The 25,125-nt window shown below is 31.6% G+C and carries 22 protein-coding genes; 6 read left to right on the forward strand and 16 right to left on the reverse strand.

Annotated features, from left to right (window positions below; genetic code table 11):
• Positions 1–170 (forward strand): hypothetical protein (locus HPY79_01410; GenBank protein NSW44474.1); only part of this gene is annotated, 170 nt, incomplete at its 5' end.
• Positions 171–1,022: 852 nt separating this feature from the next.
• On the opposite strand, the gene HPY79_01415 is transcribed toward HPY79_01410, so the two are convergent.
• Complete coding sequence (locus HPY79_01415; GenBank protein NSW44475.1) at positions 1,023–1,979, reverse strand: DUF3078 domain-containing protein; 957 nt, start codon at positions 1,977–1,979, stop codon at positions 1,023–1,025.
• A gap of 48 nt (positions 1,980–2,027) precedes the next feature.
• On the opposite strand from HPY79_01415, the gene HPY79_01420 reads away from it, so the two are divergent.
• Positions 2,028–3,203, forward strand: coding sequence for a hypothetical protein (locus HPY79_01420; protein NSW44476.1), 1,176 nt, complete (start codon positions 2,028–2,030; stop codon positions 3,201–3,203).
• Between the two features lie 76 nt (positions 3,204–3,279).
• Here the strand turns inward: HPY79_01420 and HPY79_01425 are convergent, their stop codons facing one another.
• From HPY79_01425 to HPY79_01475, 11 genes are all read right to left on the reverse strand, one after another.
• Complete coding sequence (locus HPY79_01425; GenBank protein NSW44477.1) at positions 3,280–3,927, reverse strand: superoxide dismutase; 648 nt, start codon at positions 3,925–3,927, stop codon at positions 3,280–3,282.
• 166 nt (positions 3,928–4,093) lie between these two features.
• Entirely contained in the window at positions 4,094–5,563 is a 1,470-nt protein-coding gene (locus HPY79_01430; GenBank protein ID NSW44478.1) for a hypothetical protein, read from the reverse strand.
• Between the two features lie 14 nt (positions 5,564–5,577).
• Entirely contained in the window at positions 5,578–7,215 is a 1,638-nt protein-coding gene (locus HPY79_01435; GenBank protein NSW44479.1) for a hypothetical protein, read from the reverse strand.
• A gap of 166 nt (positions 7,216–7,381) precedes the next feature.
• On the reverse strand, positions 7,382–8,467 hold the full coding sequence (locus HPY79_01440; GenBank protein NSW44480.1) for a CofH family radical SAM protein: 1,086 nt from the start codon (positions 8,465–8,467) through the stop codon (positions 7,382–7,384).
• Between the two features lie 67 nt (positions 8,468–8,534).
• A complete protein-coding gene (rpmH, locus tag HPY79_01445; protein NSW44481.1) occupies positions 8,535–8,690 on the reverse strand; it encodes a 50S ribosomal protein L34 in 156 nt (51 codons plus the stop codon).
• Positions 8,691–8,754: 64 nt separating this feature from the next.
• Complete coding sequence (locus tag HPY79_01450; GenBank protein NSW44482.1) at positions 8,755–11,352, reverse strand: T9SS type A sorting domain-containing protein; 2,598 nt, start codon at positions 11,350–11,352, stop codon at positions 8,755–8,757.
• An 11-nt stretch (positions 11,353–11,363) separates the two neighbouring features.
• On the reverse strand, positions 11,364–13,154 hold the full coding sequence (locus HPY79_01455) for a hypothetical protein (protein NSW44483.1): 1,791 nt from the start codon (positions 13,152–13,154) through the stop codon (positions 11,364–11,366).
• Between the two features lies 1 nt (position 13,155).
• Positions 13,156–13,536: a lasso peptide biosynthesis B2 protein gene (locus HPY79_01460; protein NSW44484.1), complete on the reverse strand. Its 381-nt coding sequence runs from the start codon at positions 13,534–13,536 to the stop codon at positions 13,156–13,158.
• Positions 13,537–13,596: 60 nt separating this feature from the next.
• Positions 13,597–13,890 carry a PqqD family protein gene (locus HPY79_01465; protein NSW44485.1) on the reverse strand — a complete coding sequence of 98 codons (294 nt, stop codon included), beginning with the start codon at positions 13,888–13,890 and terminating at the stop codon, positions 13,597–13,599.
• A complete protein-coding gene (locus HPY79_01470; GenBank protein ID NSW44486.1) occupies positions 13,874–14,710 on the reverse strand; it encodes a sulfotransferase domain-containing protein in 837 nt (278 codons plus the stop codon). Before HPY79_01470 ends, HPY79_01465 begins: the two co-directional genes overlap by 17 nt.
• On the reverse strand, positions 14,707–15,588 hold the full coding sequence (locus tag HPY79_01475) for a hypothetical protein (protein ID NSW44487.1): 882 nt from the start codon (positions 15,586–15,588) through the stop codon (positions 14,707–14,709). Before HPY79_01475 ends, HPY79_01470 begins: the two co-directional genes overlap by 4 nt.
• A 201-nt stretch (positions 15,589–15,789) precedes the next feature.
• Here HPY79_01475 and HPY79_01480 point away from each other — a divergent pair, with 201 nt between their 5' ends.
• Both HPY79_01480 and HPY79_01485 read left to right on the forward strand, forming a co-directional pair.
• Positions 15,790–18,255, forward strand: a complete 2,466-nt coding sequence (locus HPY79_01480; GenBank protein ID NSW44488.1) for a hypothetical protein — start codon at positions 15,790–15,792, stop codon at positions 18,253–18,255.
• Positions 18,256–18,325: 70 nt separating this feature from the next.
• Positions 18,326–19,579, forward strand: a complete 1,254-nt coding sequence (locus HPY79_01485) for an aminotransferase class I/II-fold pyridoxal phosphate-dependent enzyme (protein ID NSW44489.1) — start codon at positions 18,326–18,328, stop codon at positions 19,577–19,579.
• A 64-nt stretch (positions 19,580–19,643) separates the two neighbouring features.
• Here the strand turns inward: HPY79_01485 and HPY79_01490 are convergent, their stop codons facing one another.
• The 4 genes from HPY79_01490 to HPY79_01505 are packed head-to-tail and all read right to left on the reverse strand — an operon-like array spanning position 19,644 to position 22,357.
• Positions 19,644–20,822, reverse strand: coding sequence for a class I SAM-dependent rRNA methyltransferase (locus tag HPY79_01490; GenBank protein NSW44490.1), 1,179 nt, complete (start codon positions 20,820–20,822; stop codon positions 19,644–19,646).
• Positions 20,788–21,366: a 3'-5' exonuclease domain-containing protein 2 gene (locus HPY79_01495; protein ID NSW44491.1), complete on the reverse strand. Its 579-nt coding sequence runs from the start codon at positions 21,364–21,366 to the stop codon at positions 20,788–20,790. Before HPY79_01495 ends, HPY79_01490 begins: the two co-directional genes overlap by 35 nt.
• A 4-nt stretch (positions 21,367–21,370) precedes the next feature.
• Positions 21,371–21,976, reverse strand: a complete 606-nt coding sequence (locus tag HPY79_01500) for a DUF5063 domain-containing protein (GenBank protein ID NSW44492.1) — start codon at positions 21,974–21,976, stop codon at positions 21,371–21,373.
• A 3-nt stretch (positions 21,977–21,979) separates the two neighbouring features.
• Positions 21,980–22,357, reverse strand: coding sequence for a RidA family protein (locus tag HPY79_01505; GenBank protein NSW44493.1), 378 nt, complete (start codon positions 22,355–22,357; stop codon positions 21,980–21,982).
• 54 nt (positions 22,358–22,411) lie between these two features.
• Between HPY79_01505 and HPY79_01510 the strand changes: the two genes are divergently transcribed.
• Both HPY79_01510 and HPY79_01515 read left to right on the forward strand, forming a co-directional pair.
• Complete coding sequence (locus HPY79_01510) at positions 22,412–23,008, forward strand: aminodeoxychorismate/anthranilate synthase component II (GenBank protein ID NSW44494.1); 597 nt, start codon at positions 22,412–22,414, stop codon at positions 23,006–23,008.
• 56 nt (positions 23,009–23,064) lie between these two features.
• Entirely contained in the window at positions 23,065–25,101 is a 2,037-nt protein-coding gene (locus tag HPY79_01515; GenBank protein NSW44495.1) for a tetratricopeptide repeat protein, read from the forward strand.
• The last annotated feature ends 24 nt before the right edge of the window (positions 25,102–25,125 follow it).

Here is a 25,125-nt window from a genome sequence, read left to right on the forward strand (position 1 = left end):
TCTCACCACAAAATATACGTCAATTGTTGTTAAGTGTACAACTTAGTATTTTGCGTGATAAAAAAACGAATAAACGCTATGGTATTCCGTCAAATATAACTCAACTAGCAAAAGAAATTTATCAATCCGTAGAATTAAAAATATCAAATATTTCCTTTATGATTAAATAAAGTATTGATATACAATTATTTGTAAAATCATATAGTTCCTACATGATTTTTTATGTATTTGTATAACAATTACTTAAATATATAAAGTGGCGAAGTCGTGGGAAGATCCCGAAACAAGTTCGGGATGACGAATGGTGTGGTGAATATTGCCTATTTCAAAAGACCACCATACTACCCTCCAACCGTCATGTTGAACTTGTTTCAGCATCTCCTCAAACTACAACAATACCTCCCGACCGTCATACTGAACTCGTTTCAGTATCCAATCAAACACATCATTTCCTTCATACTATCCCTTATACGTAATGCTGAACTCGTTTCAGCATCCAATCAAACACATCATTCCCTTCATACTATCCCTTATGCGTCATACTGAACTCGTTTCAGTATCTCCACAAACTACAACATTACCTCCCTTAATCGTCATGCTGAACTCGTTTCAGTATCTCCACAAAACCCAACACTCACCCCAAAAAACGTCATACTGATTTTATTTCAGCATCCAATCAAAAAACATCATTCACATCATGAGACCTTTGCAAAATTCCTTTTTTCTTCTCATGTAATTGAAAAAAAATTGAAAATAAGATTGATTTTTTTACGATTACTGTTGTTGTATTATAGTTTTGCAAAGGTCTTATTTGCTGATTTTTCTAATTTTATAGTGTCAAAATAAGCATTATTTTTGAAATATGTTAAAAACATCAATAAGTTATTAACAATCACATATTTGCATGTTAATAGCCTTGCAAAGAATTCAAAAATGTAAATATTACCAATTGTGTAGATTAAATTTAAGGGACCTTTAAAGCCTTTTATAAAAATAAATTTTAAACAAAAAATTTGGCTTGCTTAAAATTTATATGAAAATCCAATACCAATCACTTCTTTAAATTGAATTCTAGGACCTTGTCCGGTTATATTACCAGATTTGTCTTTTATTATAATCATAATATCGTCATCATAAATTAATACCGTGTTGATAGAAACAGCTAAATATTTACTTATTTTCATGCCTAATAATGTTTCCCAATAAACATCAATGTTTTCTGGGTTCTTGAAATAATTTGAAAAAAGTTCTAATTTACTAGTAATATTAATGTTATTTGTTATTTTAGTTTGAAGTGAAGTTTTAATATAGCCTCCAAATTCATAACGTATTTGCTTACCTTTTTTTATAACATTGCCGTTAGTATCAAATTGGGCAGGTTCAACTCCAAACGAACCTGCGTTCGCTAAATGCTGGTCGTTTACAAAAGTAATTTTTCCCGTTATGGGTGCAATAAAGCAAGAAAATACATCTTTCTTTTTAAAATCATATCCAGAAGCAAAAAGAAGATAAGCGGGTGCCATAAAATTTGAAATTTTAACTGAATCGTTAGGATAATTATATCCAGGCATAAATTGTGTTTTAAAATTAATTAATGCTGCAATAAATGAGTTATTGCAAATTAAATATCCGAATTTCGATGAAAAATCTATTTTATCATCTGCTTTTTTCGATTTTGCTGTAGCTTGTTTTAGTATTCCATAACCTAAATCGAGGCTGCTTTCGAAACTGAATCGATGTTTATTGTATTTAGCAAACAAATTCAAAAGAGCATTTCCTGCAATAGAATTTTCTCCACCTGACGACCAATGGGTTAAGCTAAGTTGTGAAAATGTTAAATTAAATAAACCTCCTTTTTTCCAACCGATTAAGGTGCTGTCTATACTAATTTTACGCAAATCTTTTTCTTTATCAGCTATTTGAGCTTGAATTTTTAATAGAATAGAGCTTGTTAAAACGATTAAAAATATTTTGTACATATTTATGAATTATATTAAATTTGTGCAAAATAAACTATTTTATTTAATATGAGAAAATCAGCACTTTTAATTGTTGTTAGTTTAATTTTGATGGTTTCATGCAAAAAAGACCAAGAAACAACACCAACAAACAATACTAACAATAATCAAACAGAGAAAAAAGTAACACTTAAAGGACAAGTTTTAAATACAAAATCTGATTCCGTAGCTAAGGTGTTGGTATTTAATCTTAATAAGCAATATTACCTAAGTAATGTTATAAATGGGCAATTTTCAATTGATATTACTATTGGAAAAATTTATGGAGTGTTGTTTTTAAATAATGCTAATCAAATGTTGGGCTATCTTAAGCTTAATAGCGATTTAGATTTTCTCCCGCTAACAAAGGTAAGCGATACCATATCTACAATAAATCTGGAAACGCTTACTGCTCAAGGTGCACAATATATTCCAGCTTCGAACCCACTTGGCACGTCGTTAATATATACAAGTTCTGAACAACAAATGCTTGCTATGTTCGACGATGTAGCTTCATCTACTATTAAACATCCTGATGCAAATCAAAATGGAATTATTGACTTGTTAGAAAATAAGTTATTTTATATGCAACTATTGTACTTTATGGAAGGTGGTGTTTTCGAAAACAATAATCTTACTCCTACCATAAATAATCAGGTTTCCGTTTCGGGTTATCGTTTTGCTTTTGTTGCAAACGATACTTTATACCCATCTACTATTACATTTACCGATCCTAACCATCAATTTATGGGCAATAATGAAGGATATAAAGATTTTGACAATACACGTTTATATTGGGGTCCATTTATAACCAATATGCTGCCAACTATGGGAATATATACTATTGGCTATAATTCGCAACAAATAATTATTGAAGTTCCCGACCAATCATATATTCCAACTAATGTAGTAACTGCAATTCCCACCGTTGAGCTAAGTACAAACGGAACGATTAAGCAAATCTCGTGGTATTATAGAACTCCTAATAGTACAACCATACTAGATCCGAAATCGCTTATTAAAAGAATTATGATACAGATAGACGATAGCCAGCATAACCGTTTATATAACAGCGAAAACATTTCACCTCAAGAAGTAACCCATGTTTTGAGTGATCCAACAATTTCATGGGCAAATGTTAGTTATCTAATGATGACTTACGAAGATATTTTTGGTAATCAAAATATTATAACTTTTAGAAAATAAAAAAAAGGAGGCTGTCGTTTTTAGACAGCCTCTCTAATGATTGAATAACCTAATATTAAACGAACAGAAAAAGTTATTATTTAATTATTTCTTCGTATCTACGTTCTACTTCTTTCCAGTTTATAACATTCCAAAAACTTGCAATATAATCGGGTCGTCTATTTTGATATTTTAAATAATATGCATGTTCCCAAACATCAATTCCTAAAATGGGCACACCCTTTTGCTCAGCAACATCCATTAATGGATTATCTTGATTGGGAGTAGAAGACACAAAAAGTTTTTTGTTTTCATCGACGGCTAACCATGCCCAACCACTACCAAATCTTGTTTTTGCAGCATTTTCGAATGTTTCTTTAAATTTTTCGAAAGAGCCAAAAGTGTTATTTAAAGCTTCTGCTAATTTACCCGAAGGTGTACCGCCTCCATTAGGAGTCATAATTTGCCAAAATAAGGTATGATTAAAATGACCACCACCATTGTTTCGAACAGCCATTGGATATTTGCTCATGTTTTTAAATAAATCTAATAAAGGTATTTTTTCCATTTCGGTTCCTTTAATAGCTGCATTAAGGTTTGATACATAAGCACCATGATGCTTGGTCAAATGAATTTCCATTGTCAAAGCATCGATGTAAGGCTCTAATGCATTATATGCATAATTTAATGTTGGCACTTCGTATGGATACGATAATCCACTCTCTTTTATTTTTAAATTTTCCATAATGTAATAATTTTTTGTTAATGAATCATTGTTTGAACTGAATAAAAACGATAATATTAAAATGTTAATAGTATTCATATTTTTTTATTGCAAAGATAATAATTAAATTAGATTAAATCTAAATAGAATAAATTATTTAACAAAATTTAATATTTAGTCTTGCAAATTATTGTATAAAATTCGTGTTAAGCATGGTGCTTGTTTCTTTCTTTTTGCACCCAAAAATCATGTTTAGTCCCATTCTTAGGTTAATATTGCGAGTTGCTTGAGGCCAAATAAATCCTGAAACATTATCACTAACCATATACCATTGGTAAAAACCGAATTTTAAAGCAAATCCAAGTCCTACATTTGTAAACGAATTGTTTTGTATGGTATAGCTTACAGAGGTACTTAGCCATTTTGTAAACCTTGCATTTCCACTTAATGTTAAAGCAGCATGAACTCTTTTTAAATAAAACTCACTTCGTAATAAGGCTCCCACATTATATTTTTCTGTTAATTGATAAGTTCCACCTAAGTATAATCGAGATGGTAGCCAATAATTATATGCTTTATTAATGAGTGTTGGGTCAAACAATTTTATTACAGAATCGCGAAAAGCGTCAGCATGTGCTTCAATTACTGAGTCATCTTTTTGGAAATAGGGTTGAATATCCCAACCATCAAAATAGAATGTTCCCTTTGCTTTTAATCCATCTGAATTTTGTTTATAACGAATAAAGCCAAAATCGAGAAGACTTGCATACAGAGTGATTTTATTATTAAATATATATTTTGCTCCAAGGTCTAACGCTAAACCTTTGTTTTTTGTATTAAATATGACTTGTTTTTTTATTTGATTGAAGGTTATATCATCGGGTTTTAAAATAGTGTCCATTTCGAACATAAGTGAATCGTTGACATCATCGTATTCAAATTTAGTAATGTCAAAAAAGGGTTGGCTGCTATGAACCTCCATATTGGCATCAAACGTATATGAATAGTCGTCTTGATTGGTGTTCCATGTTAATTGATTATTTTTAAACCATAGATTGGCTTTGCCAAACAATAGTTTTGCTCTTGCTCCCACTGTCCATTTATTATTTAATGAAGTGGCTGCACCAATAGAGTATTCTCTATACCAATTGAAGTTAGCGCCAAGAAAACTTAAAAAAGCTTTTTCACCTAATAAAGATTTTCCATTGCCTTCCCAGCCAAGAATAACTAAATCGCGAGGAATACTAATCATTGTATTAATGCGTTCATTAACTCCAAAACTAAAATACCAATTTCGCCATATATAACTTGCATTTAACCAAGGTATTTGAGTCTCGAAGCTAAGGTAGCCTACCTTGCGCATTTTATCAATTAAATTAGGAAAATCGAAAATAAGCGAATCGGACATAATTCCTGTTCCATGATGTATAAATTGTTTATACGAAAAACTATTGTTATTATAGTTTATATACAAAGGTGGCATTATTTGTCCTGAAACAGGAACTAATAAACCGCTTATAGTTATTTTACATGGACCGTAAAGGGCAGGATTGGTTATATTGGCTTGGGGCACAGACATAAAATATAATGTTTGATTTTGCTGTGCATATATGGTAATATTGATTACGCTTATTAAAACAAAAAGAATTTTTTTCATAACACATTCCTCCCTTATTTATTAAAATCTGTTTGTGTGTTAACTTTGGCTTGTACTTGAACCCCTAATTTTACATCTAAATAATTGTCTGAATAAAAGCGTACGTTAGTGTTTCCTTGATTATAGGTATTGATATAACCTCTGATAAGAATTTTTTTAACATTACTTAATCCCGATAAACGATTACCTGTATAAGTAATTTGAGTAATTTTTCGAGTTGGTTGAATCACTTTCCCATAACCATTAATAACACCACTTTGAACAATTTCCATATTTTGTGGGGTAAACATGGAGTCAATAACATTAAAAAGCGAATCGGTAAAATATAATTGAACACCGGCTTTAGTTGGCATTGCATTCAGCATATTAATGTTAAAACGCACATATTCAATATTGTTTAAATCGACGGTAGAATCTTTGTAGTATTCTGAAAAATCAAAATCTGCCGTATCTTGTAAAACCCATTTAGTAGAACGCCCCCATAAGGGTAACTCAACTTCTAAATTAACAGCAAAACGACTGGTGTCGGTTAAGAAGTTATATTGGCTTGTACTTGGAGGATTCATCATAGCTGTGGTTTTTAAATAAAAGTAACGAGGGTTATTATAAATAATATCACGAATAGTAGGAAAATTGCTTGTGTCTAATAAAATATTGGTAATCTCATTGTTTCCAGCTACTGTTGGTGCATTTACTATCAATGGATTATATTGTGACGGGATAGAATATGGATGATAAGACTGATCGCTTGAAGAGTAAATTTTGAAATCGGTAAATGTAGCTCCTAAAGGCACACCAAATGAATTAAATAAATTAAATTTAATTTTTGGGTCCATAAAATATAATTGTCCATTAAGAGCATTATTAAATATTTCAACATTTACAGTATCTTCTTGAACAGGTATAACACGATTGCCAAAATATCCGTATATAAGTTTATATTGTATGTTGCTAAAATTCATATTTACTTGAGCTTGGTCGGTTGGTAGCACCGGATGGCCAGCATTGGTTAGTGTTAGTGTAACTTCGCATACCAATTGATTGGAAGTGGGAGTTGTAAATTGATAATCGACTAAATCGTTAAAATCGTTAGAATAATTAAAACCATTTGAGCTGTTAATGTTTACGGTTTTAGAATAAGGTAATCCATTTTTGCGAATAGTCGGAAAAGTGACTGTTAAAAGTCCTGTGTGCTGAAAGGTAGAATTTAATTCCAAATGAAAAGTACCATATTTAAAAATTAAACTATCAATAACATCGGTGGGTGATTGAATCTGTAATATCTGTTGAATAGTTTTTGTTACGACAACTGGACTTGTAGTAGGGAAACCCTGAGTAGTAAAATCGTTGGCAGAAAAGTTTTGAGAAAGCGATTGATTGGGAATGGATACATATTGAGATGCAGGTAACGAAAAAACTTGCTTATTATATATAAGGTATAAAAAATGCGAGGTGTCTTCAACAAACAAATGTTGAACATCATAGTCTTGAAGTAAGTCGCGAAGTGTTAATTTGCTATGAACAGCCGGTGCTGCCACATTAGGGTTCCAGTCTACATGATTGGATACTTTGTCGAAATCGAAATAATCTTTAACACACGAAGTAAGAAATGATATTAACAAAATACTTGTAAGAAATCGAGAATATTTCATAGATATTTATTTTTTAATTATACATTACCAATGTTTTATAAGCGATAAAAAAAATTAAACTAATTTTGCAAAATTAACCAAATTTTTCTGATGGAAAAATGTATTTTTGAATTCATAATTATTTTTTCTTTTAGACGAGTTTTTATTAAAAAAGGTTGATTTAAAATTATGATAATTCATGATAAAATAGGTCTCGTTCAATAGGAATAAAATTTTCAGATTTAATCAGTGCTTTTAATTCTTCAACTGTTATCATCGGTTTTTGTTCTTCACTTCCTGCCATGGTGTATATTTTAGTACTATCATATATAGTTCCATCAATATCGTCAGCTCCTGCGTGTAGCAACAAAGCTGCTTTTTCTCTGCCTATCATGGGCCAATAGGCTTTTATGTGTAAAATGTTGTCGAAAAAAATACGACTTAATGCAAATACTTTCAAATCGTCAACTAATGGAAGTTCTTGAATATGCGATAAGAAATTTTGTTGATGTCTGAATTTTAAAGGAATAAAGCAGTTAAAGCCTTGAGTTTCGTCTTGCAAAAGTCTAATGGTATGCATATGTTCTATTCTATCATGAATGGTTTCAATATGACCGTATAACATAGTGGCATTCGAAACAATTTTTAAATGGTGTGCTTGTTCATGTACATTTAACCATATTTTTGCATCTCCCTTTTCGGGGCATAATTGTTTTCGAACGTTATCATTGAAAATTTCGGCGCCTCCTCCGGCGAGTGCATCTAATCCGGCCTTTTTAAGTAGTTGCAACGTCTCAGATATACTTTTTCCAGATTTTTTTGCCATAAATTGAATTTCGATGGCTGTAAAAGCTTTAATTTGTAAGGATGGTCGAATGTTTTTTATGTCATGTAATAAGTTTAAATACCATTCTAAACCTCTTTGTGGATGAACCCCTCCTGTTATATGTATCTCCTTAATGGAGCCGGGTAAGTTATTTATTCTATTTATAATGGTATGAATATCATCTTCCCAAAACATTGGTTCGTGCGGATCTTTATGAAAAGAACAAAATTTACATTTATATATGCAATAATTGGAGGGTTCTACATGTACATTTTGAATGTAATAAACCTTTTTACCAAACAATTTAAATTTAATACTATGAGCTATTTTTATAAGTAGCGACAACGGAGCATTTTGATATAAGAAAAATGCTTCTTTAGTAGAAATTCTGCCGCCTTCAAGTCGGCGATTAAGAATAGTTTGTACTTTTTTTTCGATGTTAGCCATATAAACAAAAAAGTAAAGAGTACAAATGTACCCTTTACTTTTTTGCTATACAAGGATTTTTAAAAAATTATTTTCCTTTTAACTCGTCACTAACGGTTAATTTTTTACGTCCTTTTGCACGGCGAGCAGCTAAAACTCTACGTCCATTGTGAGTTGACATACGTTCGCGAAAGCCATGTTTATTTTTACGACGACGATTCGAAGGTTGAAATGTTCTTTTCATAAAGCCAAGTCTTTAAAAATGGAATGCAAAGGTACAATATTTATTTTTAATTGGCAAAAGATTTTTAACGTTTTATGATAAAAGTTTTAGAATAAATATTTTCATCGCTAGTCATTCGTAACAGATAAACGCCTTCTAACCATTTTGAAGTTTGAATATTAATTTCAGTATCTTCGCTTAATAATGTTTTTTCAAAAACTAATTGACCTGCTGAATTATAAACTTCAATGTTTTGATAAAAATTTTCTTCAGTATTGATGAATATATGTATATAATCATTAGCAGGATTGGGAAATACAGAGATATTGATGTCAGTTGGTTCTTCCATAGATGACTTACTGCAATTTAATATTCTTATATTTGGATATGTTTTAGTACAATTATTTACATCTGTTACTGTAACAATATAGCCAAGTGAACTATAGCAAAGACCAACAGCTCTTTGTGTTGTTTGGTGCGCAGGGTCATTCCATAAGTAAGTATAAGGTGGATCGCCATCGGTTACATCAATTTGAGCCCATCCAGTACATTGTCCTTGCTGAGTACAATTAGTCGAAGGTGTTAGGGTAAAGGCTTTTTTACCAACTCCGACAGAACCTGTTTTAGTGGCATTACAGCCATCGGTTACAGAAGCATAGTATGTAGCAGGACCTAAGTTATTAACGGTTTGTGTATAACCAACAATAGTGCCACTTAATGAACTTTTTCTCCATATATAAGTATATGGAGTTTTGCCACCAGAAGGAACTACTGTTACTGAACCCGATTGTGTAACGGTACAGTAACTCGATTTTGTAGAACTTAATGATAATGATAATGCAGGTGGGTTTGTTAATGTAACTGTAATAACTACGGTTGCTGGACAAGCATCACGTATGGTACAATAATAAGTATTGGCAGGTATGCCCGAAATGGTTTGAGTCGTTTTACTCTGATAAGACCATAAATAGGTATAAGGTGGATTGCCGTTTTGAGGTATAGCTGTTGCAATACCATCGGTACCACCTGGACAAGGATCGGTCTTGGTATATGTAGCTGTTAGTGGTGGGTTTTCTTCTAAAACATATGTTTTTGTTAGACTACAATTATTACTACCCGTAACGGTAACTGTATAATTACCAGCTACAAGATTACTAATAGTTTGGGTTGTAGCTCCGGTATTCCATAAATAAGTATAGGGTTCATTTCCGGGGGTAGGTGTAGCGGTGATACTTCCATTGTTTCCACCGGGACAAGAAACTTTAGATGCTGTAAAATTAATATCGTCAAAACAACCTATTTTAGCTAAGAAACCATCCCGATAGTTTATTTTAGGGTTTATTAAAGAATCGTTACCTATATATAATTTGCTTGAATTGAATTCGCCCATGTAATGATAACTTCTTCCAGTTGAGCTTATTAAGCAGTTCCATGCAGATTCATTTAATGTTCCTTTTGATGCTAGTGTAGAATTTATTTGTCCTGTTGTTGCATCGCCTAAGAGAATGCAGGCATCTATTCCGCCTTTTAATGTTAATCCTAAACTGCTAATATTACCACCGTATGAACCAACGGCTGCAAAATTCGATGTTGATGCTACTATGTTATACAATTTGTCATCTCCGGTGCTTCCTTTTGTTTTTATCCATTGTAAGGTGCCATCAGAATTATATTTTGCTAAAAGCATATCATTGTATGAACTAGTATTCGTTGGATGTAAGTTAGACAAAACACCGTCGGTAGAATCTATAGTTAATTGGTTACAATTAAAATATCCAGCAATATAAACGTTTTCATCAGCATCTAGACTGTGTCTAAAAACATAGATGTCATTGCCTATACCCATTATTTTTCGAACCCAAAGGTCTTCACCGTTGCTATTAAGTTTTGCAATTATACCATCTCTCTTATTATTAGAACTATTAACTGTTTGATTAACAAAAGTTAATGAATTTGAAAAAGTTCCAGAAATAAAAATATCTGTACCATAAGTCGTTACTGTTCGCAGATAGGATAAAGAAGAGGTTGTTTCGAACATACGATGCCAGATATAATTTCCCCATTCGTCGGTTTTTACAAGAACGTTTTGTCTGGTAGAATATTCATTGGCAAAACATTTTTGAATACCACCAGCAATATCCGCTTGATTAGAAAAGTTAACTAGAACAAGCACATTATTATCAGCATCTATAGAAAGGTTTCCATTAATTTGATGGTCGGCACCTGTTGCTATGGGAAACAGCATGTCTAATTCGCCAACATTAGAAAATTTAGCTACTGCAACATCATTTCCTTCTGCGGTTAATTGCCATCCATCAATATTGGTGGTGCCGTTAAATGTAAATCCAATGTAAACATATTTTTGATCAGGACTTAAAGCAATGCCATAAACATTTTCGGTACCTGCACCGCCAAGTTGTTTAATCCAAATAATTGACCCTGTTGAAGAGTATTTAGCCAAAAACATGTCTTGTAAGCCATTGGTTGTAAAATTATAGGAATCGTGTGTAATGGTCCCATTAAAATTTCCTGCAATGTAAATATAGCCATTGTTATCAGAAATCATAAATAAGGGGACATTTTGTCCTGGACCTGTAAAATGTTTTTTCCATAAATAAGTTTGCGAAAATGCAACACTTAAATTTATGGTTAGAACTGCCAAGAGAAAGTATAGCTTTTTCATATGCTTATATTTTAACTTTTTTTACGAAAATCGTTTTTATTTGTTGCAAAGTAAATAAATAAACTTATCAACAGTGAACGTAAAATTACTTGAGTTGAAAACTTTTTATCATTAATATGATTTATTATTTTTTGGGTTTGAAAGATTTGTTGAATAGAATCTAATTTAAGTGATGATAGTATGATGTTTTCATATGATTGATAGTTTTCTAAAAAACGCTCAAATACATCGGCTGATTGAATGGCTTTTTGAGGATTTTGAATAATAGCAGAGGGTAAAATGTTTAGAGATGCCTTACGAATAAGCATCCTATTTCCTAGTTTGTTAATAAATACATGATTAGGTAGTGAAAAGCAAAATTCTATTAACCTGACATCGGCAGTAGGATCAATAATATTGATACCATATTGGTTTGCTTTTTCGTTCCAATTAGCGTATCCTGTAGAATGTATTTGTTTAAAAAAATATTGACGACTTAAAATTAAATTTTTAGATTGAAAAGTTGGGTTATAATTTAGTTTGTTTAAATACGACAAGAAACGATGTTGTTTTATAAATGAGTTATTTAAATAACTGTTTTTAATATAAAAAGGTTGATAAAATGGAAAAATATTTTTAAGCTTTTGTAACCAAGGAGGTTGTTGGTTCGGCTTTGGATTGAAAAATGGCCATGAATAAGTGAGGTTACCCATTTGACCAATGAGTAAGGTTTGTACATTTTGCTTGGCAAGTTGTTCAAACATAGAGAAAAGCCAATATTGATTACTTGCATTTCTAACTGGCAGATGATGGGTTTCTATGGTTTTAATTAAGCCTTCAAAAGGGTTTGTTTTTTCTGCCTTATCGATTATATGAATTATATTGGGGTATTGGTTAGCTACTAATTGTGCAAAGGGAGCTTCGTCGGCATAACGATAAGTAGATTTGATTTGTGTTTTAGGATTTTTTACAGTAGCGGTAATAGCAATTAGATTGCGATTTTGCTTTAAAAGTTCAGATGCTGTTATTGCTGTAACAAACGAAGAGTCGAGCCCACTGCTTAATGTAGAGGCAATGATATGATTGTTGTTAGTATGTTCTTTAATAATGTTTCTGAATAAACAAAGGAAATGTTGAATATAATCTTCTTCTTTTTTATATTGTATAACTTGATTGAATGGGGGATCCCAATATTTTTGGCTTTGTTTTTGGTTATTCTGAAATTTTATGATGTGTGCCGGATTTACTTTAAAAATATTTTGGTATGCAGTTTCGTCTGCTGTTCCATTAAAACCAACTGCTAAGCCAGCAAGATGTAAATAATTTAATTCAAATGTAGAGTTGCTAATTTTCTTTAATAATTCAATATTTGTTGAAAACGAAAATGAGTTATTAACAAAATGATAATAATAATTAAACATGCCCATATGGTCGCGAGCAACGGAAATTTCTTTTGTTGTTGTGTTTAATGTTAAAAACATCCATTTGCCAAGACATTTTTTTAATCCTTTTTCTTGCCATTTCTTGTATGCTTCGAATATAATTTTACTGTCGTGATATTGTCGAGGTAAGGATAATTCTTGACATAATTCATTACGATTATGCAAATGGGCAATAATAAAAATAATTTCGTTTTGATTTTCGAATAAAAAGCTTTGATTTTTTTGATATTTTTCAGGTAATTGAGCGTATATTATTACTTCAATAAAAGATTCTTTTATTAAAATTTTATTGGTAAAAGCGTATATAGAAGGTTGCTTCCATATTGATATGAGTGGAGAAGGGGTATTAGAAAACCTTATTTGCCCTGCAACGATATACATTTTATGGGAAATAATAAGTGGCTAATGTAACAAAATCTTTTCCTCCTTTTTCTACTAAAAAATATCCGTTGCTTTCTATCCAGACGTGTGCAATGAGTTTTTGGTTTTCTTTTGTGAGACCCATGTATAAATGGTATGGAATTTTGTATTTGCGAAGAAAATAAGCAGCGGTTAACGATTGTTCAAAACATTTGTTACGCCAAATGCTTAATCGGGCAGCGCGTAAGATAGATTTTTTAATAATAACAAGTTTTTCTTTATCATATTTGAAAAAATATGACAATGTAGTGTTTTGTTGTTTATTGCCCATTTTTTTTTCAATAATTTTAAAGGGCATCCATAAAATATACCAGCGAATATAAAAGGAATATATAAGTGCCATTATAAGCAAATATTTTTCAAACGTTGGTAATAATATAAACTTTTTAAGTGAATACAATTTTTATGCTTTTAATTGTATAATAATCATTTTTTTTTGGTAAAGTAAATTCAGAAATTGAAGTGTATCTTTTTCGCACTTATTTTTCTCGACTTCAAATTTTAACATTAAATGATGTATAAGAACTTCGAATGCAATAGGTTCGGCTATCAATTCCCAAATGTATGCTCCTACTTTGTTGAATGAGTAATATTGACCTGTATCTGGATTTAATAACATTACTTCTTTGTCTAAATAAGTAAAAGCAATATTTGGATTACGCCTTATTATGGAATGTTGACTAATTTCTTGGCTCATAGTTAAAATATTTAATCATTGAATTATGATTTTCAAAAATAGTATTTATTTGATTTCTGTTGAGTATGGTTTTGTAATATTCACTTTTACCGGTATGAAAAAATACTTGTTGATAAAGCGATTTTTCTTCGAAGCCAAATTGTTGTTCTTGTTTTGAAAGATTTTCGAAGGAGGCAAAATGTATGGCATCCGATAGCTTTTCTGTTGTATAATTTTTACCTATAAATGTAAGAATTTTAGCAAATGTTTCATATGGACGATGAAGCATTTCTTCATATTTTACAATTATTAGAGGTATTTCGTTTTGCGATAACCAGCTTTCTATATGTTTAGACCAGCTACCAATGATTTGTGGCAATTGATTCAAATATTTTTTTTTCGGAACCGAAAGCTGATAATGATCTTGATTCATTATGTCAATAGTTTTGTCGATACTAATACCTAAATGTCGAGAAAAAGAAATGGCTACATCAAACGGATTCCGTACAAGATAAATTACAGCTTTTGAGTTTTGAGTTGGTAAAAAGGGCATTCCGAAAAGTTGTTTTTGGTACATGTCGTGAATCTTAACTGGAAAAAGGGATTCATTACAATAATTCGAAAATTTCTGTAGTCTTAGTTCATGCAATTCTTTATAGGTTAGTTCACTTACATCAATATCGGCTTCATCTTCTAAAAAGCTTTTAGAGCTATAAATAGGAATAGCAATTTGGTTTATATTGGTTATTCCAAACAAAAAACGCGCTAAAAAAATTCTACACCATGTATTACCCGATTTGGGATAAGACGCTATCCATATAATGGATTGGTTCATTGTCATTTGACAAGTTTTAAACATTCCATTATAAATGAATCCCATTTTTCTGAAGTGATGCTGTGCGAACGATGAATGATATATATATCGGTTTGATTAGCTAAGGTGGTTAACGTTTCAAATACATTTTGACGAAACATTGATTCAACTATGTTTCTACGATAAATATATTTCGATAATAGAATAAATTTTTTAACTCCATGAATTTGTTCTATAAAAGTATTGGGAGTAACATGGTTTTGTAATATAAAAATAGTGGAAGGACTTTGAATTTGAGTGTTAAAAAAGGAATGACAGTTAATTAAATATTTGTTAATATCAGGATGAACTTGCTTATTTATAGATGCATGATAGCGTTCGATTGCATCGAGCCAGAGCTTGATATCAGGAAATGCAGGTAAGGCTTTAATGAGCTGCTGTTCTTTTCTGACAGCAACAATATCATCTGCAAAAAAACGAGCTTGATGTTTTTGAATAAAATGATATAATAACGTGGATTTTCCACTACCAGAGTTCCCAAGTAAGAGTAAGCTTTTATCATTATATACAACACCTGATGCGTGAATTGGAATTTGGTTATAATAGGCGCATATAATAGCCATAATTGGGCCATATAGATATTGTTCAAATTGATGTTTATTAGTAAATGAGGTAAATAAGGTTTGTCTTGTTTTATCAAAAAAGAATTGAGTAAATTTTGTTCGAAGTTCAAAAGCTGTTTTGTTTGCTTTAATGTGTATTTTATCTATAATAGGTTTTTCAATATCATAGGATGCAGCTTTTTTCTTTATATATAAATCAGCTTGCTCGAACGATGTAGCTAAAAATTTTGATAGCTCTATCTCCGACGAAATTCTGAATCCAAATGCTAAATAAGTGTACAATGACAATTTTTTTATTCTTAGAATTTTATGCAAATTTACGTTAAAAATATCAATATTCATAGGTAATATAATAGAAGCTTTATATTTATACTTTTAATTTTTTAGAAAAAACGATTTATTTTTTTCAAGTTTTCAAAATTTATTAACATTTTGTTCAAAATTAAGAACCTTATACTTATTTTTGTGCAAATATATTAGATTATGATACGATATATTCTTTTGGTTTTCTTAACTTTAATGATAAGTGATGCTATAGCTCAAGAAGTATCATTAGAACAATTAGAAGAACGCGACAATAATACTTACTATTTAAAACAGACGGGTGAGCCTTATACAGGGCAATGTATTGGAAGATGGCCTAATGGCAAAAAGAAATATGAGGGAAATTTTAAAAAAGGATTAAAAGATAAAGTTTGGCGTGAATTCGACGAAGACGAATTAAAAATATTTGAGGGGAATTATAAAGATGGAACATTAAATGGAATAGGTACTTTTTATTATCCTTATGGACAAATTAAAGAGCAAGGACAATATAAAAACGATCGTAGGGTAGGCAAGTGGATAGAATGGGATCAATTTGGAAAAAATAGTAAAGAGGTTATTTATCAAACTCAAAATGAGTGGTATTCTAAAACACAAATTAAAAGTGAATATACACTCAAAAATGGGAAAAAACACGATAAATATATTGAGTATTTTGAAGATGGTAAGCCTAAGTTAATTATTAACTATGCAGATGGTAAGAAAAACGGACAAGAAATTTCCTTTTATTCAAATGGATACAAACAATACATAAAGACTTATGCTAATGATACTCTTCATGGTTACTATGCCGAATTTTTTGAAAATGGTAAAGCAAAATTGAAGGGCAATATGAATAAGGGTTATAAAGAAGGTAAATGGATTACATACGATGAACAAGGGAATGTTCTTGCCGAAGATGAATATAAAACAACAATAAAATATTTTCCTAATGGAGATAAAGCAGAAATAGCTACTTATAAAAATAATAAAAAAGAAGCTGAGTGGCTATGGTGGTTCGAAAACGGACAGCTTAAGTATAAAGAAAATTACAAAAATGGAGTAGCGGATGGATTATGGGCAGCGTGGTACGAGAATGGAGAGAAAAAATTTGAAGGCGAAATGAAAAATGGAAAAAAGCATGGTAAATGGTTAGAATATTATTCAAATGGTAAAGTAATGTCCGAAGAGGTATATACAGATGGCGTTTTGAATGGACCCAAAATACTATACCATAAAAATGGACAGAAAAAACTCGAAGTTACTTACGAAAATGGTAAAAAAATTGGAACACAAATCGAATATCATGAAAATGGAGTTAAATCATTTGAAGGTGTTTGTAAAGACGGAAAATTAAATGGAGCCGCTGTTTATTACCATGATAATGGTAAAAAGGCTCAAGAAGGTAACTTTGTAAACGATCGTCGTGAAGGCATATGGAAAAGCTGGGATAAAAATGGTCAATCCTCTGCCGATTTGATTTTTAAGACCGTTAAAGAAACTTATAACAATGGTAAACCTAAGCTTGAAGGAACTACATGCAACGATAAAAAAGATGGTTTGTGGATGTGGTGGTACGAAACGGGACAGCCCAAAGCAATGGAAACATATGTTATGGGTAAACTTCATGGCGAAAGCAAATCATGGTACGAAGATGGTCGCGAAGCCTTTATTGGCAATTATGTTAATGGAAAGAAAGATGGACTCATACAGGCTTGGTACCAAAATCGTCAGCCCCTGTTAATCGAAACTTGGGAAAAAGGTGTTCAAGTTGGAGAATATAAAGAATGGTACGAAAATGGGCAAATAAAAACAGAAGGGAATTTTATTGATGGATTAAAAGATGGTGTTTTCAGAACCTATTATGAAAATGGTCAAAAAGCATCGGAAGTAACTTACAATAAAGATAAAGAAGACGGAAATTATACAGAATGGTTTAAAAATGGACAAAAGAAAGTTGAAGGAACATCAAAATTAGGGAAGCGTCAAGGAACATGGACCGAGTGGTTCGATAATCAACAAAAAAAATCAGAAGGAGTCTATTTAAATGGTCAGAAAGAAGGTAAATGGCAATATTTTTTCGAGGACGGAAAAACTCAATGCGAAGAAAATTATAAAGATGGAAAACTTACCGGGAAACGTGTTACTTATTATGCTAATGGCAAAAAAGAAAGCGAAGAATATTATTCCATGGGGCTAAAAAATGGACAATGTTTAACATGGTACGAAAATGGTAATCGTAAGTCTGTTGAAACATGGCTCAATGGAAAATTAAACGGACAAGCATCTTATTATTACGAATCGGGTAAAGATAAAATGACCGGAACGTTTAAAGATGACAAACAAGAAGGACGTTGGATAGAATATCATGAATCAACAGGTAAAAAAGCTTCAGAAGGGAGTTATTTAAAAGGTATGAAAAATGGTTTATGGGTAGAATATTATTCTTCGGGCGCTAAAGCTTGTGAAGGGCAATATAAAAACGATAAACGACAAGGCATGTGGACTTGTTTTTACGAAAATGGAACTAAGCAAATTGAGGGAGCATATAATCAAGATTTGAAAGAAGGTGCCTGGATTGAATTTGATGAGGGTGGCAATAAAACCAATCAATATATTTTTAAAGCAGGAAATGTGGTGAAATAATTTTCAATTTTCAAATAAACACTTTATTAACTTAATGCTTACCTTTGCAAAAAATTAAATTCTTAGTATCATGGATATTTTTGAAAAAATTAAAAAACAAAAAGGTCCTTTAGGACAATATCAATCCATTGCACATGGGTATTTTGCATTTCCAAAGCTCGAAGGCGAAATAGCACCTCGTATGATGTTTAGAGGTAAAGAAGTCCTTACATGGAGCTTGAATAATTATTTAGGATTAGCCAATCATCCCGAAGTTCGAAAAGCTGATGCCGAAGGAGCTCAAAAATACGGCTTGGCTTATCCGATGGGGGCACGTATGATGTCGGGACATACTTCACTACACGAGGAATTAGAGCAAAAACTTGCTGCATTTGAAAAGAAAGAAGATGCATACTTGCTCAATTATGGTTACCAAGGTATGGTTAGCATTATCGATGCATTAGTAAATCGCAACGATGTTATTGTTTACGATAGCGAAGCACATGCATGTATTCTTGATGGATTGCGACTTCATATGGGAAAACGTTTTGTTTATCCTCACAACAATATCGAAAAACTAAAAGTGCAGTTAAAACATGCTCAAGCTATAGTTGAAAAAACAGGTGGTGGAATTTTAGTTATAACCGAAGGGGTATATGGAATGGCTGGGGATCTTGGAAAGTTAGATGAAATAGTGAAGCTAAAAAAAGAGTTTAACTTTAGATTTATGATTGATGATGCTCATGGCTTTGGAACCATGGGAAATACCGGTGCCGGCACATCTGAACATTTTGGTGTCATGGATGAAGTAGATATTTATTTTGCTACATTTGCTAAGGCGATGGCTGGTATTGGTGGATTTGTCGCTTCAACCCAAGAAGTTATTGACTATTTGCGTTACAACTTACGTTCGCAAATCTTTGCAAAATCTTTACCCATGCCTATGGTATATGGTGCACTTAAACGTCTTGAATTATTACAGACTCAACCTCAACTTCGAGAGAAACTTTGGACAATTGTAAAAGCATTACAAAATGGGTTAAAAGAAAAAGGATTTAATATAGGAAATACTCAATCGCCTGTTACACCTGTTTTCTTGCAAGGTGGCGTAGTTGAGGCAACCAATATTGTTTTTGAATTAAGAGAAGTATATAATATTTTCTGTTCTATTGTTGTTTATCCTGTAGTACCTAAAGATGTTATAATGTTGCGTATTATTCCTACAGCTGTTCATACCTTAGACGATGTTAAATATACAATCGATGCATTTAGTGAAATTCAGGAAAATTTAAAAGCAGGGAAATACAAAAAAGAAAATGTTCCATTTTTTTCTATAAATAATTAAATGAAAAAAGGGCTATTTAATCTTCAAAATAGCCCTTTTATATTATATAAATGAGTATTTGAGCCTATTCAACTTTAAGCACAAAACCTTTTAGGTATTCACCTTCAGGGTGAAAAATGCTAATAGGATGATCGGCCGGTTGATGTAATTGATATAAAATAGAAACATTGCGTTTTTCATTGGCTGCGGCAACAAAAATTGCCTGACGCAAATCATTAGCCGATATAGCTTGCGAACAACTAAAAGTAAAAAGAAAGCCGCCTTTAGACAAGAGTTTTAATCCTTTAATATTAAGATTTTTATATGCCAATAAGGCTTTTTCACGATGTTTATGATGCTTAGCAAATGCAGGAGGATCGAGAATTACAATATCGTAATGCTCTTGGCAAGCTTTAAAGAAATCGTTTACATCGGAGCAAATGTTTTTTATTTGAGTGAACTTGTTGAGTTGATAATTATTTGTTGCCATTTCTAAGGCTTTAGCTGAACTATCTACATTTATTACTTCGGACGCTCCGTAATGGGCAGCATATATGGCAAAGCCACCGGTGTAGCCAAATAAGTTTGCTACTTTTTTATTTTTGCTTAATGAGCCTAATAGCATTCTGTTTTCGCGTTGATCAATAAAAAAGCCTGTTTTTTGTCCTTCAATAAAATCAATGTTAAAACGTAAATTGTTTTCAATAATTTCGATTGGAGTAGAATGTTCGCCCCACAAAAAACCATCGGCTTCTTTATTATTAAATAAAGGAGGTAATGTTAAAAAACTTTTATTGTATATGGCTTTTATTTCTGGAAAAACATTTTTTATAGCTTGTGCAATAGCATTTCGTTGTAAATACATACCGGCACTATGGCATTGTATTACTACGATACCATTATAATAATCGGCAATTAATCCTGGTAGCTCATCGCCTTCGCCGTGAATTAGCCTAAAAACATTGGTAGAAGGATTATCGATGAGTCCTAAATTTTTTCTTTTAATATAGGCAGTCTCGATTTTTTTATTCCAAAATGCTTGATTAATAGGCTCGTTATTAAAACTAAGTATTCTTACAGCAATAGAATCGGGTTGGTAATGTCCAATTCCTAAGAAATTACGATGATAGTCGAGAACTTCAACTAAATCGCCTTCATAAATATGGAAAGGTAATTGATCGATTGCACCTGAAAAAACCCAAGGATGCCTCCTTTTGAGTGATTGTTCTTTACTTTTTTTGAGTATTATCTGAGGGTAGTTCATACAGCAGTTTTTGGTAAATTAATAATGCAGCATAAGCGTCGGTTGCAGCATAGCGAATTTGTGCTTCGGTAAGCTCTTTCGATTCCCAGTTAGATAATTGTTGACGTTTACTTATTTTTTTATTAAATAGTTTTTCGCTAAGCTTCCGTAAGCTCAAAACATCTATCCCTTTGCTTTTAGCTATGGTTTGAATATCGATAAAACCTTTAGCAGAAAATTTTTTAAGTTTTTGAAGTTGTTGAATATCTTGAGAACAACCAACCCCAACTTTTAATATATTGGGATTTTCAAAAATTGGAATAAGGTCGTTTGGTATTTGATGTTTTATAAGGCGAAATAAAATTGCGGTGTCGTTTGTGGCAAATTGAATAAGAGTAGTTTTATTGCTAACTCCCTTTTTAAAAGAGGGACGTGTTTCGGTATCAAAACCAACAAGAGTTTGTTTTTTAAGAAAGTTGATGGCTTCATCGAAATGAGGATTTTCTTCACTAACAATAATGATCTTACCATTAAAAATTAAATAATCTTCCGTTGGCGATTGCATAGTATTATTTTGTTGAAGAATTTTTCCTACGTTGGTTTATAATCCACTGCGATGTATCGATTTCATCTATGCTTTGATGTTTTTTTGCTTTTAGTTCATGCCACCATTCTCCTTTTAAGTAAAGTAATGAATGAAGAATTTGCATAGCGGTAATGAGGCGTTGCCCCCAAAATAGTTCAAAATTTTGCTTACAAATATATAGTGCCGATTCCATAATATTTTCGTCGGAGCTTTGATAGTTATTAAGAACGTTTTTAAGGTCTTGATATATGTCTGTGATAATTTCAGAGAGCGGAGCTGTGTTTTTTTCGTAATTTGTTTGGTTGACTTCGAAAATTTCACCCTCTAAGTCCATTTCTCCAAATTTTTCTTGAAAAGAATGGGCGATAAGATTATAAATGTCTTCGCTAACAGCTTCTTCAAGAAAGTTATCTTGTAACTCAAAGGTTGGTAATAAGCTTGCTTTTAAATAGATGAGTGGGAATAGACGGTGTAAAATGGTTGTTGTTTTTAATGGATCGTAAGGCGAATGGTCTTCACAAAAAGCAACGAATTCTTTGCAAACAGTAATAAATTCGATAGTGTTTTTATGGAAGACATGTGAGTTCATAGTTTATCTTTTTACAGCAATGGCTTCAATTTCGACCATTGCGCCCATAGGTAAACGAACAACGCCGTAAGCAGCACGTGCAGGAGCTTCGCTATCAAAAAACTTTGCATACACTTCGTTCATAAGTTTAAAATTATCAAGGTCGTCTAGTAAAACCGTACATTTAACCACATCCTTATAGGAACATCCAGCTGCTTTAAGTATTTCGCCTAAATTTTTAAGTGCTTGCTCGGTTTGTTTTTCTATACCTTCTACCAACATTCCGGTTTGTGGATTTAAACCCAATTGACCTGAAATAAAAATAAAACCATTGGCTTCTACTGCTTGGCTATAAGGACCAATTGCTTTGGGAGCGTTTTCGCTAAAAATTATATTCTTCATATCTTTCATATTTTTTCGACAAAGATAGGTATTTTTGTGCTACAAAGTTGAATTATGTTTGCTGAAATTAACATCTTGATAATAGACAATTTTGACTCGTTTACCTATAATTTGGTTCATTATTTTGAACCATTAGTAAATAAGGTAAATATAAAACGAACCGATGTGGTGTCTTTATTAGATGTTGAAAATGCTGATGCTATTGTTATTTCGCCAGGTCCAGGATTGCCTTCTGATTATCCTATATTAAAAGAAATTATTTTAAATTATGCAGCACAGAAACCTATATTTGGCGTTTGTTTGGGGCAACAGGTTATAGCGGAGGCATTGGGCGGAAAGCTTTTTAATTTGAAAGAAGTTTGGCATGGCATTGCTCGTGAAACCATTGTTGTTCAAGACGATATTTTGTTTTATGATATACCAAAACAGTTTAAATCTGCTCGATATCATTCTTGGGTCGTTGATGAACAAATGTTGCCCGACGAATTACTTATTACTTCGCGCGATGTTGATGGGTTTATTATGTCGTTGTCACACAAAGTGTATCCACTAAAATCGGTTCAATTTCATCCGGAATCAGTTTTAACTCCATATGGAAAAAAAATTATTAAGAATTGGGTAACATGGTTAAAAGAAATAAAGATTCGTTGATGTAGAAGTCGGTATATTAAAGAAAAACTATTTACTTTGTGATATAAAAAAATGAGGTGAATCTCCATTCAAAAAATGCAATAGTTTTATTAATAGTAGCTGTTGGGGCGATTTTTGCTCAAACGCTTAGATTTGGTTTTACCAATTGGGACGATCCAGATTATGTAACTCGTAATGAATTAATACGATCATTTGATTTTCATTTTATTCAGACCATATTTACTACACCCATGCATGGGCACTATCATCCATTTACTTGGTTATCGCTTGCATTCGATTATCAGTTGTTTCAACTCAATGCATGGGGGTATCATTTGCACAATCTAATTTTACATCTCATCAATGTAATTTTAGTGTTTTTATTAACCAAACATTGGTCGTCGAATGTTAAAATAGCTTTTTTTACCGCCCTGTTATTTGGTATTCATCCTTTTGTAAATGAATCTGTGTCGTGGATTACTGAAAGAAAAAATTTATTGTTTGTTTTGTATTATTTAGGATCATTGATTTATTATGTAAAGTATCTCGAAAATCGTAAATGGACCTATTGGGGGCTAAGCTTTTTAATTTTCATATTTTCTTTGTTGTCAAAGGGGTCGGCAATTACTTTGCCATTGATTTTATTAGTCATGTTATATGTAAAAGATAAGTTCAATAAAATTGAATTTATGCGATGGTTGCCTTTTGGTATTTTAGCCGTTGTTTTCGCTGTTGTGGCTATAAAAGCTCAACAATTAATTATACCCAATGAGTCATTTATACCATTTCATATATCATTAGCTTATTCTTCATGGGCATTTTTTAATTATATTTTAAAGGCATTTATCCCTTTTCAGATGTCAACTTTTCATCCCATTGTTTTAAAAGCAATCCCTATTTATTACTATTTAGGTTTTATATTTTTCTTTTTGTGTATTTATGGGCTTTATCGATTTTATCGATTGAAAAAGAAATTCATGTTTTTAGGTCTATTTTTCTTTATTATCCAGTTAATCATGTTTCTTAAAGTATTTAATGCATATGCGAGCTCATATTTTATGGCCGAGCGATATACTTATTTAGCATATGTAGGGTTATATTTTGCTTTTTTTACATGGTTTTTTAGTTTTTCATCTAAATATAAAATTAAAAATTGGTATTTAGTTATATGGATTTTGTTTTTGTCTTTTTCTTCGTATTCTTATGCTAAAGCTTGGAACAATAGTGAATCGTTGTGGCAAAAAGTATTAAATGTATATCCCAATAGCGATGTAGCAAAACTCAATTATGGGAATGCTCTTCGTCAAAACGGAAAATATCAACAAGCCATTTCGATCTATAATAAAGTTTTACCGGAAAGCAGTTTATACTCGAAAATGTTGGAAAACAGGGCTTTTGTTTATTATCAATTAAAACAATATGGAAATGCTATAAACGATTATTCAATATTGCTTCAATTAAATCCTCATCGCAAAGAAATTAAGCAAACAATTGCTACTATTTTATTGCAAAATGGTAATATTCAGGTGGCATATAATCAATTGCTATACCTTATAAAAGAAGATTCAACCTTATGTGATGCTTGGAATCTATTAGGAAATATCTATACTAGCCGCTCCCATTTAGATTCTGCAATATTGGCATATGATAAAGCATTGAAGTGTGGCGAAAAACCTTTATATTATTATAACAGAGCAACCATGTATTCAATGAATAATCGATTAAATGAAGCATTAAACGATTTTAACAAAGCCATATTATTGGATAGTATGGTCTCCGATTACTATTCGAATCGCGGAATAACTTATTTTAAAGCAAAGAATTATAAAGCTGCTATAAAAGATTTTAAACATGCCATTTTATTAAATGAAAATAATATTGACTACCATTTAAATCTTTGTAATGTTTATGTTGCTATTGAAGATTGGCAGCATGCTTTAATTGTTTTAAACAGAGTAATAGAATTATCGCCAAACGATGGCGAAATATTGGCTCGTAGGAGTTTTGTATACGAAAAGCTTGGTTTTAATGAAAAAGCCTGCAACGATATAAAAAAAGCCATTCATTTAGGAAAAACTCAATATGAATCATGGGCTCAAAAAATTTGTAAATAAAATTCCTTTTCAAATAAAGTTTTT

This window comes from Bacteroidales bacterium (genome assembly GCA_013314715.1).
In the GTDB taxonomy this organism is placed as follows: domain Bacteria; phylum Bacteroidota; class Bacteroidia; order Bacteroidales; family GWA2-32-17; genus Ch61.